The following is a 13,920-nucleotide window of genomic DNA, read 5'->3' as shown; positions in this document are numbered from 1 at the left end:
ACTATGGGATTATTTGATATTTTTAAAAAGCGTAATAACGAAGAAGAAAACAACAATAGTAAAGTTGAAGAAGTAAAAAACGATGAAACTGATGCCGCTGTTGACGATGAACCAAAAACAGATGATAGCGTTGACAAAGTTAGTGAACATGAAACTGTAACTAATGGAGAACAACAGCAACAATCTGACCAAGAAGATTCAAAAAATTCAGACGTTGATGACAATGCTGATGAAGAAAAAGTTGAAGAACAACCTTCTTCTGAAAAGACAGTTGAAGATGACCAAACTAAGTTTACTGAAGGACTAGAAAAATCTAGAAGTACATTTGGTGAACGACTAAATCGTTTATTTGCTAACTTTAGAAGTGTTGATGAAGATTTCTTCGAAGACTTAGAAGATACTCTAATTGAATCAGACGTTGGTTTTGATATGGCCGTTAATTTAACTGACCAATTAAGGGATGAAGTAAAGTTACAAAATGCCAAGAGTAAAGACGATGTTCAAAACGTTATTATTCAAAAGATGATTGATATCTATGATCAAAATGGTAATAATGAAAACACTGAAATTCATTTTGCTGCTCAAGGTCCAACCGTTATTTTATTTGTGGGAGTTAATGGTGTTGGTAAGACTACTACCATCGGTAAGATGGCTAATATGTACAAGAAACAGGGTAAGAAAGTATTATTAGCTGCCGCAGATACATTTAGAGCTGGTGCTATTCAACAATTAGATGAATGGGCAAAACGTGATGGTGTTGATATCGTCAAAAAGCCTGAACAAAGTGATCCATCTGCAGTTGTTTATGAAGCAGTTCATAAGGCTAAAGATGAAAACTATGATATTTTGTTCGTAGATACTGCTGGTAGATTACAAAACAAGGTTAACTTGATGAACGAACTTGCTAAGATGAAGAAAGTATTAACTAGAGAAATTCCAGACGCTCCTCATGAAGTGTTATTAGTTCTAGATTCAACCACTGGGCAAAATGCCTTAAACCAAGCTAAGCTATTTAAGGAAACAACTGATGTATCCGGAATCGTACTAACTAAGCTAGACGGTACTGCTAAGGGTGGAATTGTTTTAGCAATTAGGAACGAACTTCACGTTCCAGTTAAGTACGTTGGTTTAGGTGAAAAGGTAGAAGATTTAAGAGAATTTAATGCAAATGACTTTGTATATGGATTATTTAAGGGTCTAATTAAATAGTCTGAGCTGAAAGGACTTGATTTAATTGGAAATGGAAAAAAATTATCGAATTAACTCTTTATTTGAATTTTATCGTCCATTATTAACAAATAAGCAAGATAGTTATATTCAACTTTATTATGCTGATGATTACTCATTGGGAGAAATTTCTGAAGAGTTTAATGTCAGTAGACAGGCTGTGTATGATAACATAAGAAGAACAGAAGTAATTCTGGAAAAATATGAAGAACAACTTCACTTATATGCAGATTTTGTGAAAAGAAATAAACAAACTGATGCAATTAGAAATTACGTTAAGGATAACTATCCAAATGATGATCAACTAAATCAATTAGTTGACGATTTAGAAATAACTGAAGAAAAATGAAAGTGGTGAAATAAATGGCATTTGAAGGATTAACAGAACGTCTTCAAAAAGCAATGCGTAATTTACGTGGTAAAGGTAAAGTTTCTGAAGCTGACTTAAGAGAAACTATGCGTGAAATTAGACTTGCTTTACTTGAAGCCGATGTTAACTTCACAGTTGTAAGAAATTTTGTTAAGCGTGTTCAAGAACGTTCTCGTGGAGCGGAAGTCTTGGAAGGATTGAACCCGGCTCAACAAATTGTAAAGATTGTTAATGAAGAATTAACAAAAACAATGGGTGAAGAAGCAGTACCATTGAACAAATCTGAAAAGATTCCAACTGTAATCATGATGGCTGGTTTACAAGGGGCAGGTAAAACTACCACTGTTGGTAAATTAGCTTTAAAACTTAAAAAAGAAGAAAATGCACGTCCATTACTAATTGCAGCCGACGTTTACCGTCCAGCTGCCATCGACCAATTGGAAACAGTTGGTAAACAAATCGATGTTCCTGTTTTCCAACAAGGAACTGACGTTGATCCAGTTGAAATTGTTAGAAATGGGATGGATAAGGCTAAGCAAGACCATAATGACTACGTATTAATTGATACTGCTGGTCGTTTACAAATTGATGAAGACTTAATGGACGAATTAAAGAACATTAAGGAATTGACTCATCCCGACGAAATTCTATTGGTTGTTGACGCAATGACTGGTCAAAATGCCGTTAATACCGCAGAAGGTTTTAACGATGCATTAGATATTACTGGTGTTGTTTTAACTAAGTTAGATGGTGACACCCGTGGTGGGGCTGCCCTTTCAATTCGTGAAGTAACCCAAAAACCAATTAAGTTTGTGGGACAAGGTGAAAAGATGGAAGCACTTGATGTTTTCCATCCAGACCGTATGGCTTCTCGTATCCTTGGAATGGGTGATATTCTATCATTAATCGAAAAGACTCAAAACGATTATGATGAAAAACAAGCCAAAGAATTAGCTGAAAAGATGCAAAACAACACTTTTGGGTTTGAAGACTTCTTAGATCAGCTAGAACAAATTCAAAAGATGGGTCCTTTGGATGAAATTATGAAGATGATTCCGGGTATGGCTAATAATCCTGCCTTGAAGAATGTTAATATGGATCCTAAGGATTTAGAACACATCAAGGCAATAATATATTCTATGACCTATGAAGAACGTAATAACCCTGATTTATTAAATCCATCAAGAAGACGTCGTATTTCACGTGGGTGTGGACGTCCAATTCAAGAAGTTAACCGTATGATTAAGCAATTTAATCAAATGAAGGACATGATGAATAAGATGTCTAATGGTAACATGTCTGGTATGGAACAAATGATGGGTAACATGGGTATGGATGGTATGCCTTCAATGCCAGGAATGGGTGGCGGCCTAGGTGGAAAGATTTCACAAATGGCAATGAAACGCATGAGTAGAAAAATTAGTAAGAAAATGAATAAAAACAAGCGCAAACGTAACAAGAAGCGTAAGTAATGGAAAAGACATAATTACCCTGGGTAGTTGTGTCTTTTTTAGGAGGGATTTGAATGGCTTTAGGTTTTATTAAGACAATGCAAGCAGTAGATTTAATTGAAAAAAGTGGTGCAGTCGCCAATATTGTTGGTCTTGCTGGAATCGGTAAGTCGGCATTAGTAAATCGATTAGCTGAACAAAATTGTGCTAAATTATTTACCACAGTCGTGAGTTTATCTGAGAAAGGGGATTTGGCTATCCCAGTGCCACCACTTACTAATAAGTCATTTATTGAGACTGACAAGTATGGAACACTAGCAGATGTTAAATTCGGTTACTCTCACACGATTATTGAAATTATTAAATATGCTGAGGCTAATCCAGATAAACCAATCTATTGGTTCTTAGATGAATTTAATCGTGGAACTTCTGATGTACAAAGTGAGCTAATGAATTTAGTATTACAACGCCGCATTAATTCGGTGGTGTTACCAAAGCAAGTCCACATCATTATTGCTGAAAATCCAGATGACATGAATGCTAATTATGATGTTTATGCTAGTGACGATGCCATTACTGATAGAACTGTACGCGTTAACATGCGAACAGACGTAAATGATTGGCTAGATTGGGCCAAAGATAATCAGATTAATCAACAAGTCATTAATTTTATTAACGAAAATAACTTACTTTTAGACCAAGGTAACGATGAAATAAAACCAACTCCTAGATCTTGGCAACGCGTTTCAAATATCGTTAATCAATACAATGACGACTATGATGAAGATATTTTAAAAGAGGTTATTTCAGGAAACGTGGGACCTTCTATTGCAGAATCATTTATTAAATTTATGCATAAATCAGGCGACGATAAGATTAATTTAAACGATAATTTACAAGATGTCGTTGATAAACTTGCATCTAAAGATGAGGTTGCTAAACAATCATTAGTTAGTGAATACGTAAAATCAGTATCAACATTAAGCGATGACATTTGTTACCGTTTCAAAACATTTATTGATTTACTAAGTTCAGACGGTCAATACGCGATTGCTCGAATATTGATTAACGACACTGGATTAATCGACGACATATACAACAAGTCAGAAACGAGTTTAGCTGCTAAACAGTTATATGATGAGTTAACCCAGATTAGTTTTAATGCATACAGGTGATTAATATGACACTTAATAGTGATATTTACGACCTAATTCATAAGGATTCAAAGCAAAATAATTTAATTGAGATGGATGGAATAATTGCCCAAGGGATTTTATACTTAATTCGTAATAAGAGCTTTTATGGTGAAATTTTACTCCATTTAAACAGAGATGCAGATAATACTATTGATACATTTCTAGCATTGAAGTGGTCAAATAATCAATTGGAATTGGTATATAATCCCAGTCATTTAAAAGACGATGTTGAAGGTCCTAATGACCTGATTGCTATACTAGAGCATCTAGTTATGCATATAGTGTGGCTGCATCCCCTCAGATATCTTAAGCACAGCCAATTGAACGACGTCGCCGCTGATGTGGCCGTTAACCAATACGTTTCAGATGTTTATTCTAAGGGATGGACATTAGACAAAATTAATTATCAATACAATCTCAATATGAAACCAAATTTGGATTCAAGTCAATACGCTAAGCAGCTTTATGATTTGTTTAGTCAGGATCGACAAGATGGTGTTGGTAAATTAGATAATGATAATTTACGAATTGTTGATGATCATCGATACTTTGATGATGAAGGCAATATTAGTAATCAAGATTATGAACAAAGAAAAAAATCAATCGACAGACTACTAAGGGATGCTCATAGTCAATATCGTGGTGAACTTTCAATGTCAGTTGATAAGCAGATTAAGTCCGTTGTAATGCATAGAATAAATTTGCAGCAAATCGTAAGAATGATTACTGGAAATAAGCGTAATAGACGAAAGAAGACTTATAACCGTTTTAATCGAAGACAGCCATATCGTATGGATATCGCAGGAAGAATCATAAGGAAAAGTGAGTATGTGAATGTTTTTATTGATAGTTCGGGTTCAATTAATGATGATCAGTACGCAAATATGGTTAGTGTCGTTGAAGCAATTCAATCGATTCCAAATATCGAGGTTAATTGCTATACATTTGATGTGGAAGTTCATGCGATTAACAATAATCTTTTAGCAAATAAACGTTTATTACAAGGTGGTACCAAGTATCAAAGAATTGTTGACTATATTAATGAGCATAAATTATCTAGGCAGGGATGCATCGTCTTCACTGATGGTAAGGGTGAACAATATTTGAGCCAACAAAACTTGAAGATAATCTGGGTATTATTGGATTACAAAGACGAGTTATCAGTACGTAATCAAAAAGCCAACGTCTTATATTTAGACCAAATTAGGATGTGATAAAATGTTAAAACCGGATATATTAAAAATGGCAATTAATAATAATATCAATATTAAAAGAGCAAAGGCACTACTGCTTAATTCTTGGGATGAGATTTATGAAGATTCACCATTTGTGGCAAAGATATCAGTTAATGATGTTAATCTAGCAAAGGAGCTAGTGAAACATAAGATATTTGAGAATGTCAAAATTGATTTTGATGACTATCAAAGCGTCCATAATTTTGTTATTAATAACGAAAAATATATGGATCAACTTGCCAAAAGTGCTTTTTTATCTGATTTTCAGTAAAAAAATCATGGTGTAAAGAAAAAAACCTTTACAAGCATCTAAATAACTGTTATATTTAATATCGTTAAAAGAAATACAGGAGGTGTTTATTAATGTCTGTTAAAATTCGTTTGAAGAGAATGGGTTCAAAGAAGCGTCCTTTCTACCGTGTTGTAGTTGCTGATTCACGTAGCCCTCGTGATGGTCGTTTCATCCAAACTGTTGGTACTTACAACCCATTAACTCAACCAAGTACTGTTAAACTAGAAGAAGAAGATATCTTCGAATGGTTAAACAAGGGTGCACAACCTTCAGATACTGTACGTAACTTACTATCTGATGCTGGTATCATGAAGAAATATCATGAAGCTAAATACTCTAAGAAATAAGTGATATCGAGTTATGACTAATTTTGATGAGCTGATTAAAAAAATCGTAAAACCACTGGTGGAATATCCAGAGGATGTTGCTATCGATCATAGTGAATCGGATCGTTTCTATGAATATCATCTTGTTACCAATCCTGCCGATGTCGGTAGAATTATCGGTAAAAAGGGCCATGTAGCACAAACAATTCGTACGATTGTTTATAGTGCTCGTGTTTCTGGTGATAAGCGCGTAAGACTGATTATTGATGATAGTAAGAATAAAAACTCTTAAATGAAACCTTGGTGTTTTGTTTAAGAGTTTTTTAACATAAAAGGGGAAATGAATAATGAACTTTTATAATATTGGAAAGATTGTAAATACTCAGGGACTTCGTGGTGAAGTTCGTGTAATGTCTATTACCGATTTCCCTGAAAAACGTTTTAAAGTTGGTAGTGAAGTTTATGCGTTTTTAAATGATACTAAGAGCGAAAAGTTAGTGATCGATGGTGTTAGAACTCATAAGAACTTCATCTTGCTACACTTTAAAGACAAGCCAACTATTAATGATGTTGAATACTTAAAACCTTCAGAATTAAAGATTGCTGAAGATCAACTTGATAGTGATGACTTACAACCTGGCGAATACTACTATCACCAAATCATTGGTTTAGATGTTTTAGATACTGATGGACAAAAGATTGGTTCCGTTAAGGAAATTCTTTCACCAGGTGCCAATGATGTTTGGGTTGTCTCACGTGATAACAAGTCCGATTTATTATTACCTAAGATTGATTCAGTTATCTTAGATGTTAATTTAGACGATGAAGTAATTACTGTGGATGTTCCTAGGGGGCTCGACGATGAAAATTGATATCTTAAGCTTGTTTCCAGATATGTTTGATGGCCCTTTGGGTGATTCAATCCTTGGAAAAGCAAAGGATAAAGGATTATTAGATATTAATATTACTAATTTTAGAGACTTTTCGACCAATAAGCATGGTAACGTTGATGACTATCCATTTGGTGGTGGTGCAGGAATGTTACTACAAGCTCAGCCAATTTTTGATGCTTTGTCACATACCCAAGAAGAAGCTGCTAAGGAAGGCATTTCTAAGGGGCGTGTGATTCTGTTAGATCCGGCAGGAAAGAAATTTGATCAAAAAGAGGCTGAAAAGTTATCTAAGGAAGATCATTTAACGTTCATTTGTGGTCACTATGAAGGATATGACGAAAGAATTAAGACATTAGTTACTGATGAATACTCATTGGGGGATTTTGTGTTAACCGGTGGAGAGCTGCCAGCAATGGTGATGATTGATGCAACTGCTCGATTATTATCTGATGTTTTGGGTAATGATGAATCAGCACCAGGTGATTCATTCTCAAGTGGATTACTGGAATATCCTCAATACACTAGGCCGGCAGATTTTAGGGGTATGACGGTACCAAGTGTGTTGACTAGTGGTAACCATCAAAAGATTGAAGAATGGCGCGAAAAAGAAGCGTTAAGAAAAACATATATTAGACGCCCTGACTTAATTGATTACAGTCAATTAACGGATTTACAAAAGAAATTATTATCGGAAGTAAAAATAGAAGAAGAATAAAATAATCTTTACAAGTAATTGTGGTTATGTTAGTATTCTAATTGACTATTTTTATAGTTAAATAAAAACGGTATTCCGCTGTTGCAACAAGTAAAGACAAGAATGCTAGTTGGAGGATGTTATATTATGCGTCAAAACGAATTAATCTCAAAGATTAACGCGGAACAACTAAAGAGTGATGTTCCAGAATTTAGAGCCGGAGATACTGTTAAGGTATCTGTAAAGGTTGTTGAAGGTAGCAACGAACGTATCCAAGTATTCGAAGGTGTTGTTATCAAACGCCACGGTACAGGTATTCAAGCTACTTACACTGTTCGTAAGATCACTTCAGGTGTAGGTGTTGAACGTATCTTCCCACTACACTCACCACGTGTTGCTAAATTAGAAGTAACTCGTCGTGGTGCCGTACGTCGTGCTAAGCTATACTACTTACGCGAACGTCATGGTAAGGCTGCTCGTATTAAAGAAGCACGTCGTCGTTAAGATAAAATTTATATCTAAAATGAAGAGCAACGCTTATGCGTTGCTCTTTTTTTGTACAAAAAAAGATGGCAATTAAGCCACCATTTTATTTTATAGGTTTTCGTCTGTATTATAGTTTAACTTTGAAAAGTCAGTTGATTTTGAGATTAGTTCGTACGATAGATGTCTGTAACTGTCCATTGCATATTCAGCACATTCATTACTGATCTTTGTGACAAAATCAGATACTTCTTGAGGTGCTAAATCATTGGCTTTAATATCAGCTTCATTAATCTTTTGTTGGAAGTATATATTAAGCTTTTCTTGGACATCACCAACAACGTCAACGAAGGTATTGTAATGAGGGTCTAATAGCACTCCAGTTAGTTTGAAAATCCAGTATGCGGATTTGGGCTCATAGGTTAACTTTCCAATTTTGTATTCGAGTGGAGTATCTTTGATTCCAGCGAAGAATGGGACAAAGACACTTTGTGCAGCAACACCCATTGATAACCAGTGAATACCACCAACTTCAATCGGTAAGTTTGGTCGAATTTGTAAGACGTGAGATTCTTGTGCTTTTGCTAAACTGATTGGACGGTATCTGGTTTTATCTTCATGACTACCTTTACCAACTGGATCAAATTGAGTTCCTTGGTAATGTGATGCTAGGAAATCTTTAGCATCTTGAACTGAAATTAAACGACTGGGTTTTCTGACAAATGGTAAATCATATGATTCCGGTTCTTGTTGAATTTCCGGATTGAACATCCGTTGACCATACCAAACACGTGGGTTGTTGTAGTATAGGTCTGATTCGTTTTTAGTTCCAAAAATTTCTCTAAAGTTAAAGCTACCGTTATTAGAATTGTTTAAGTGGTTTTTTCTTACGAAATCAATGATGCTTTCTGACCACATAAAGTTGTCAGGATCATCGAAGTCGATATTCTGAATGGATAATCGATTTGATACGACTGCATAGCAATCATCTGGAATTCGCATGGCGACCCAGTGATGACCGGAACCAATTTCAAAGTACCAGACTTCGTCTTGATCTGAGAATAATATACCGTTACTTTCACTGGAACCGTGTTTTGATACGATTTCACCTAGACGTTTAACTCCCTCACGTGCGGTTTTAACGTATGGTAGAACAACAGTGACAATAGAAGCTTCGCTAACACCGTCTTCAACTAGTGGATCAAACCCTAATACATAACTATTTGAGTAGGCACTTTCGGTAGCGCTCATAGCGACACCATATTCATTAATGCCCTCTTCTTCAAATAATCCCTCTTTATTAGTCCATTCTGGAGTAGCAGTGTATTTACCCCTAACAGTAGGTAATTCCATTGTAAAGGCGTTTTCTTGCGCTTTAAACATTGGTTTTTCTTTATATTCCTTATGAGGATGAACAACAAAATGTTTTGGCCAGGTTGCTTTGCAATCTTCATTACGACCAATCATGGTAGAACCATCAATGGATGCTTTCTTACCGACTAAGATACTAGTACATGCATCGTATTCCGGAAACTTTAGCATGTTAAACACTCCCTCGTTAGTTTCATTTACATAATTGTACATTAAATTTTTGAAAAATTGAAATATATAAGTATCTAAAGTATAATCAGAATAAAATTATAGACTAGGAGAATGATTATGCCATTAGTACATATTGATTTAATCGAAGGAAGAAACGAAGAACAGTTGAAGGGATTAGTTGCGGACGTTACCAGCGCAATCGTAAAGAACACTGGTGCACCAGCTGAACACGTTCACATTGTTTTAAACGAAATGAAGAAGAGTAACTACAGTGTTGCAGGTAAACTAAAAAGTGACGAAAAATAATAACTGAGGAAATAAAATGCAAAACGAACAGTATATAATGTCAATTGATGAGGGAACTACCAGTGTTCGTGCTATGATTTTTAACCATAGTGGCGAGGTGGTAAGTAAGTCTCAAAAGGAGATTACGCAATTTTTCCCTCAATCAGGATGGGTTGAACATGATGCTAATGAAATATGGGATGTTGTCCAGACAGTTATCTCAGAAGCATTGATTCACTCCAAAATTCCGCCTTATAAGGTTCGTGGAATCGGGATTACCAACCAAAGAGAAACCACAGTGATGTGGGATAGAATCACAGGTGAACCAGTTCATAATGCAATTGTATGGCAATCGAAACAGACGAGTGATATTGCGAATGATTTAAAAGCAGCGGGTTATGCAGATATGATCCATGAAAAGACCGGTTTGGTAATCGACTCGTACTTCTCAGCAACTAAGATTAAGTGGTTGTTAGATAATGTTGAAGGAATTAAAGAAAAGGCAAAAAATGGTGATGTCTTATTTGGAACTATTGATACCTGGATTCTATGGAAACTAACTGGTGGACATGTCCATGCGACTGATTATTCCAATGCAAGTAGAACAATGTTGTATAACATTCACACGTTAAGTTGGGATGATGAAATTTTAAAGGCTTTGGATATTCCAAATCAAATATTGCCAAGTGTTAAATCATCATCTGAAATTTATGGTTACACAGCTGGCTATGCTTTTTACGGTGTACAAATTCCTGTTTCTGGTATTGCGGGTGACCAACAAGCCGCGTTATTCGGTCAATTAGGACTAGAAGCTGGAAGTATTAAAAACACTTATGGAACTGGTTCGTTCATTGTCATGAATACTGGAAACAAACCCATATTGTCTAAAAGTGGATTACTAACGACTATTGCTTATGGAATTGATGGCAAGGTGAATTATGCATTAGAAGGAAGTGTCTTTGTCGCAGGTTCTGCAATCCAATGGTTAAGAGATGGCCTTAGAATGATTAATGATGCTAAAGAAACCCAAGAATTAGCATTTAATTCATCAAATGATCATGATGTTTACGTTGTTCCGGCATTTACTGGTCTAGGCGCTCCATATTGGGACCAAGACAGTAGAGGAGCAATATTTGGGTTAACTAGAGCTACTTCAAAGGAAGACTTTGTTAAGGCTACATTGGATTCACTAGCATATCAAACTAAGGATGTAGTGAACACCATGGTGGATGACACTCAATTGGATTTGAAACATCTAAAGGTTGATGGTGGGGCTGCGCAGAATGATTATTTGATGCAGTTCCAATCAGACATCTTAAATACACCTATTGAAAGATCATCTATCTCTGAAACCACTGCTTTAGGTGCTGCTTACCTAGCTGGATTAGCGGTTGGATTTTGGCGAGATATTGATGACATTAAGCAAATCAAACCTAAGCAAGATGAATTTTATCCTAATATGGATGAAGACAAACGTAATAACTACTATAAAGGTTGGCAATTAGCGGTTAAGAGTACACAAATGTTTCATCCAAATAATAAGTAAAATAAAAAGACTTGAGTTAATCTCAAGTCTTTTTATAGTTCAAAGTATTCATCTAGGTAACGAGCTAAACCATCATTATCGTTATCGTACTTAGTAACGTCGTCGGCTAGTTGTTTAATCTTTGGTTGACCATTCTTCATAGCAACACCTAAGCCAGCGTAATTTAACATTGTTTCATCGTTAAATTCATCACCAAAAGCAATGATGTTAGATTGGTCAATATTGTAGTAGTCTGATAGTACTTCTAGACCAGTTTTTTTACTAATGTCCTTAGATGCTAATTCTACAATTGAATCAGGACCTCCCCATGGTGAAATTTGTAGGGTATCACCATAGTTACGATCTACATAGTTAATGAATTTATCCATTTTGTTGTGTTGGATTTGTAGTGTTAGGCAAATTGGGTTTTCATTTAAGTTTTCTTGAGTAATGAGTTCAGAAGGTTCAAGATTAGTTGGGAAAAAACCAACCTCATCGTTTGCTTCTCGATTAGCCAAGAATAGTTCTTTACCTTCAACAGCCATTAGATTAATTCCTAATTCTTTATCGTGCTTTAAGACTTCAAATACAATATCACGATCAATATTGTATTCATAGGCCTTATTCCATTCAGTTAGTGGATTGTATCCTAGACTACCATTAAAACTAATTAATGGATTATTTAGTCCAATTTGGTTATAAATGTCGGTAATGAGACGTGGTGGTCGACCGGACACTATATTGACAACATGACCTAAATCAATTACTTTATTTAAAGTATTAATAGTTTTTTGTGAAACCTTTGACTCACTATTTAGAGTAGTTCCATCAAGGTCAATTGCGATAAGTTTTTTATCCATGTAGTTGTTTCACCTCTTTTAAAAAAATATAATAGTAACATGTTAACTAATTAAAAAATGTAAGTCAATGCAAAAGGAGTAATCTCGTGCAATTACCAAACGATTTTAAAGCTAAATATAAAAAACTACTGGGAGATGACGCAGAATCATTCTTTGCCAGTCTAGATAAGGATACCAATCCTGGATTTAGAATTAATCCATTAAAGGAACATATGCCAGCTGAATCTGATAAAGAATCAATTGAATACTGTAAATACGGATACTATGGTGATGTTAATGGTAAGAGTGTTGAACATCAAAGCGGTGCGATATACTCACAAGAACCTAGTGCAATGTACGTAGGTGAAGTAGCAGATATTAAACCAGGGGATTACGTATTAGACTTATGTGCTGCTCCTGGTGGCAAAACAACCCATGTTGCAAGTTACATGGATAACCAAGGACTACTAGTAACTAACGAGATTGATCATAAACGTGCTAAGATATTGGTGGAGAATGTTGAGAGATTTGGCATTAGAAATGCACTAATTCTAAACGAAAATCCTAATAACTTAGCTAAACACTTTCCACGTTTCTTCGATAAGATACTAATTGATGCACCATGTTCTGGTGAAGGGATGTTTAGGAAGAATAATGATGCTATTCAATATTGGAATGTGGATTATCCTAATCAATGTGCCACCCGTCAGAAAGAAATCATTGAACAAGCGGTTAAAATGCTTAAACCAGGTGGTAAGATTATCTACTCAACATGTACTTTTGCTCCAGAAGAGGATGAACAAATTGTTGAATGGATGAAGGATACTTATAACTTCACTATTGATCCAATCAATAAGTACGAAGGGATGCTTAGTGGTAAACCTCAGTGGGCAGATGGCAATGAAGAATTAGCCAATACAGTTAGACTATTTCCTAATCACTTTAAAGGTGAAGGCCACTTTGTTTCAAAATTATCTAGCAACGATGAAGGTAATGCGAAGAAAATTAAGCGACGTCTTCAAAGTAACCTATCAAATGATGATAAGAAGCTATGGAATGAATTCAAGGAATCTAATCTAAAAAACTTTGATCCAAAACATTTAATCTTATTTGGAGATCAATTATACACATTTGATAACACAGTTCCTGATTTGAAGGGATTAAAAGTGATGCGCCCAGGATTACATTTAGGAACTATTAAGAAGAAACGTTTTGAACCAAGTTACGCATTAGCATTAGCTTTGCATAGTGACGAAGTAGTTAATCGTTTAGATATATCTGAGAATGAATGGAAACAATACGTTCATGGGGATGTTATTAACTGTGATAATGATATTAAAAAGGGATGGTATCAATTAATATGTAAAAACCAACCTGTTGGTTTTGGTAAGGTTGTAAATGGTATGATTAAAAATTTCTTCCCCAAGGGACTTAGATTTAACATAGATTAATAAATTAAAAGAGTTGCATTAAATTGCAGCTCTTTTTTATACGTTCTTTCATTTAATGTTTTATTTAATTATAAGATAATTAAATAAAAGTATGTTAGAATTAATAATGGT

At 35.0% G+C, this 13,920-nt stretch carries 16 protein-coding genes; 14 read left to right on the top strand and 2 right to left on the bottom strand.

The window, feature by feature from the left end; translation table 11 throughout:
• Positions 1-3: 3 nt before the first annotated feature.
• From ftsY to rplS, 11 genes are all read left to right on the top strand, one after another.
• On the top strand, positions 4-1,209 hold the full coding sequence (gene ftsY, locus FD688_RS06335; RefSeq protein WP_138742280.1) for a signal recognition particle-docking protein FtsY: 1,206 nt from the start codon (positions 4-6) through the stop codon (positions 1,207-1,209).
• 25 nt (positions 1,210-1,234) lie between these two features.
• Positions 1,235-1,576 carry a putative DNA-binding protein gene (locus FD688_RS06330; RefSeq protein ID WP_138742279.1) on the top strand — a complete coding sequence of 114 codons (342 nt, stop codon included), beginning with the start codon at positions 1,235-1,237 and terminating at the stop codon, positions 1,574-1,576.
• A gap of 14 nt (positions 1,577-1,590) precedes the next feature.
• A complete protein-coding gene (gene ffh / locus FD688_RS06325; protein ID WP_138742278.1) occupies positions 1,591-3,069 on the top strand; it encodes a signal recognition particle protein in 1,479 nt (492 codons plus the stop codon).
• 53 nt (positions 3,070-3,122) lie between these two features.
• A complete protein-coding gene (locus FD688_RS06320) occupies positions 3,123-4,223 on the top strand; it encodes an ATP-binding protein (protein ID WP_138742277.1) in 1,101 nt (366 codons plus the stop codon).
• Positions 4,224-4,228: 5 nt separating this feature from the next.
• Positions 4,229-5,458: a DUF2201 family putative metallopeptidase gene (locus FD688_RS06315; protein ID WP_138742276.1), complete on the top strand. Its 1,230-nt coding sequence runs from the start codon at positions 4,229-4,231 to the stop codon at positions 5,456-5,458.
• Between the two features lie 4 nt (positions 5,459-5,462).
• Positions 5,463-5,750 carry a hypothetical protein gene (locus tag FD688_RS06310; RefSeq protein ID WP_138742275.1) on the top strand — a complete coding sequence of 96 codons (288 nt, stop codon included), beginning with the start codon at positions 5,463-5,465 and terminating at the stop codon, positions 5,748-5,750.
• Positions 5,751-5,842: 92 nt separating this feature from the next.
• The gene (rpsP, locus tag FD688_RS06305; protein ID WP_034531094.1) at positions 5,843-6,118 is read left to right on the top strand and encodes a 30S ribosomal protein S16; all 276 of its coding nucleotides are present in this window, start codon (positions 5,843-5,845) and stop codon (positions 6,116-6,118) included.
• Between the two features lie 13 nt (positions 6,119-6,131).
• On the top strand, positions 6,132-6,389 hold the full coding sequence (locus FD688_RS06300) for a KH domain-containing protein (RefSeq protein WP_034531095.1): 258 nt from the start codon (positions 6,132-6,134) through the stop codon (positions 6,387-6,389).
• 55 nt (positions 6,390-6,444) lie between these two features.
• On the top strand, positions 6,445-6,969 hold the full coding sequence (rimM, locus tag FD688_RS06295; protein ID WP_138742274.1) for a ribosome maturation factor RimM: 525 nt from the start codon (positions 6,445-6,447) through the stop codon (positions 6,967-6,969).
• Positions 6,959-7,705, top strand: coding sequence for a tRNA (guanosine(37)-N1)-methyltransferase TrmD (gene trmD, locus FD688_RS06290; protein ID WP_138742273.1), 747 nt, complete (start codon positions 6,959-6,961; stop codon positions 7,703-7,705). The genes rimM and trmD overlap by 11 nt, the downstream gene beginning before the upstream one ends.
• Before the next feature lie 126 nt (positions 7,706-7,831).
• Positions 7,832-8,188 (top strand): 50S ribosomal protein L19, encoded by a 357-nt coding sequence (gene rplS, locus FD688_RS06285; protein WP_034531098.1) that lies wholly within the window; start codon positions 7,832-7,834, stop codon positions 8,186-8,188.
• Positions 8,189-8,278: 90 nt separating this feature from the next.
• Here rplS and FD688_RS06280 read toward each other — a convergent pair whose 3' ends face one another.
• Positions 8,279-9,709, bottom strand: a complete 1,431-nt coding sequence (locus tag FD688_RS06280; protein WP_138742272.1) for a C69 family dipeptidase — start codon at positions 9,707-9,709, stop codon at positions 8,279-8,281.
• Positions 9,710-9,826: 117 nt separating this feature from the next.
• Between FD688_RS06280 and FD688_RS06275 the strand changes: the two genes are divergently transcribed.
• Both FD688_RS06275 and glpK read left to right on the top strand, forming a co-directional pair.
• Positions 9,827-10,015 carry a 2-hydroxymuconate tautomerase gene (locus FD688_RS06275; protein WP_034531102.1) on the top strand — a complete coding sequence of 63 codons (189 nt, stop codon included), beginning with the start codon at positions 9,827-9,829 and terminating at the stop codon, positions 10,013-10,015.
• Positions 10,016-10,031: 16 nt separating this feature from the next.
• Positions 10,032-11,540, top strand: coding sequence for a glycerol kinase GlpK (glpK, locus tag FD688_RS06270; protein ID WP_138742271.1), 1,509 nt, complete (start codon positions 10,032-10,034; stop codon positions 11,538-11,540).
• Between the two features lie 32 nt (positions 11,541-11,572).
• Here glpK and FD688_RS06265 read toward each other — a convergent pair whose 3' ends face one another.
• Positions 11,573-12,379, bottom strand: a complete 807-nt coding sequence (locus FD688_RS06265) for a Cof-type HAD-IIB family hydrolase (RefSeq protein WP_138742270.1) — start codon at positions 12,377-12,379, stop codon at positions 11,573-11,575.
• An 86-nt stretch (positions 12,380-12,465) separates the two neighbouring features.
• Here FD688_RS06265 and FD688_RS06260 point away from each other — a divergent pair, with 86 nt between their 5' ends.
• Entirely contained in the window at positions 12,466-13,809 is a 1,344-nt protein-coding gene (locus FD688_RS06260; RefSeq protein WP_138742269.1) for an RsmF rRNA methyltransferase first C-terminal domain-containing protein, read from the top strand.
• The last annotated feature ends 111 nt before the right edge of the window (positions 13,810-13,920 follow it).

Origin of the sequence: Apilactobacillus kunkeei (assembly GCF_005930975.1) — a bacterium.
GTDB lineage: Bacteria > Bacillota > Bacilli > Lactobacillales > Lactobacillaceae > Apilactobacillus > Apilactobacillus kunkeei_E.
This window is presented reverse-complemented; position numbering and strand designations above follow the sequence as displayed.

Excerpts from the sequence above, each read along its gene's own strand:
- FD688_RS06300 (WP_034531095.1), top strand. The coding sequence starts at position 6,132 with ATGACTAATTTTGATGAGCTGATTAAAAAAATCGTAAAACCACTGGTG.
- FD688_RS06265 (WP_138742270.1), bottom strand. The coding sequence starts at position 12,379 with ATGGATAAAAAACTTATCGCAATTGACCTTGATGGAACTACTCTAAAT.
- rplS (WP_034531098.1), top strand. The coding sequence starts at position 7,832 with ATGCGTCAAAACGAATTAATCTCAAAGATTAACGCGGAACAACTAAAG.
- rpsP (WP_034531094.1), top strand. The coding sequence starts at position 5,843 with ATGTCTGTTAAAATTCGTTTGAAGAGAATGGGTTCAAAGAAGCGTCCT.
- FD688_RS06310 (WP_138742275.1), top strand. The coding sequence starts at position 5,463 with ATGTTAAAACCGGATATATTAAAAATGGCAATTAATAATAATATCAAT.
- FD688_RS06275 (WP_034531102.1), top strand. The coding sequence starts at position 9,827 with ATGCCATTAGTACATATTGATTTAATCGAAGGAAGAAACGAAGAACAG.
- ftsY (WP_138742280.1), top strand. The coding sequence starts at position 4 with ATGGGATTATTTGATATTTTTAAAAAGCGTAATAACGAAGAAGAAAAC.
- FD688_RS06320 (WP_138742277.1), top strand. The coding sequence starts at position 3,123 with ATGGCTTTAGGTTTTATTAAGACAATGCAAGCAGTAGATTTAATTGAA.
- FD688_RS06280 (WP_138742272.1), bottom strand. The coding sequence starts at position 9,709 with ATGCTAAAGTTTCCGGAATACGATGCATGTACTAGTATCTTAGTCGGT.
- rimM (WP_138742274.1), top strand. The coding sequence starts at position 6,445 with ATGAACTTTTATAATATTGGAAAGATTGTAAATACTCAGGGACTTCGT.
- glpK (WP_138742271.1), top strand. The coding sequence starts at position 10,032 with ATGCAAAACGAACAGTATATAATGTCAATTGATGAGGGAACTACCAGT.
- trmD (WP_138742273.1), top strand. The coding sequence starts at position 6,959 with ATGAAAATTGATATCTTAAGCTTGTTTCCAGATATGTTTGATGGCCCT.
- ffh (WP_138742278.1), top strand. The coding sequence starts at position 1,591 with ATGGCATTTGAAGGATTAACAGAACGTCTTCAAAAAGCAATGCGTAAT.
- FD688_RS06315 (WP_138742276.1), top strand. The coding sequence starts at position 4,229 with ATGACACTTAATAGTGATATTTACGACCTAATTCATAAGGATTCAAAG.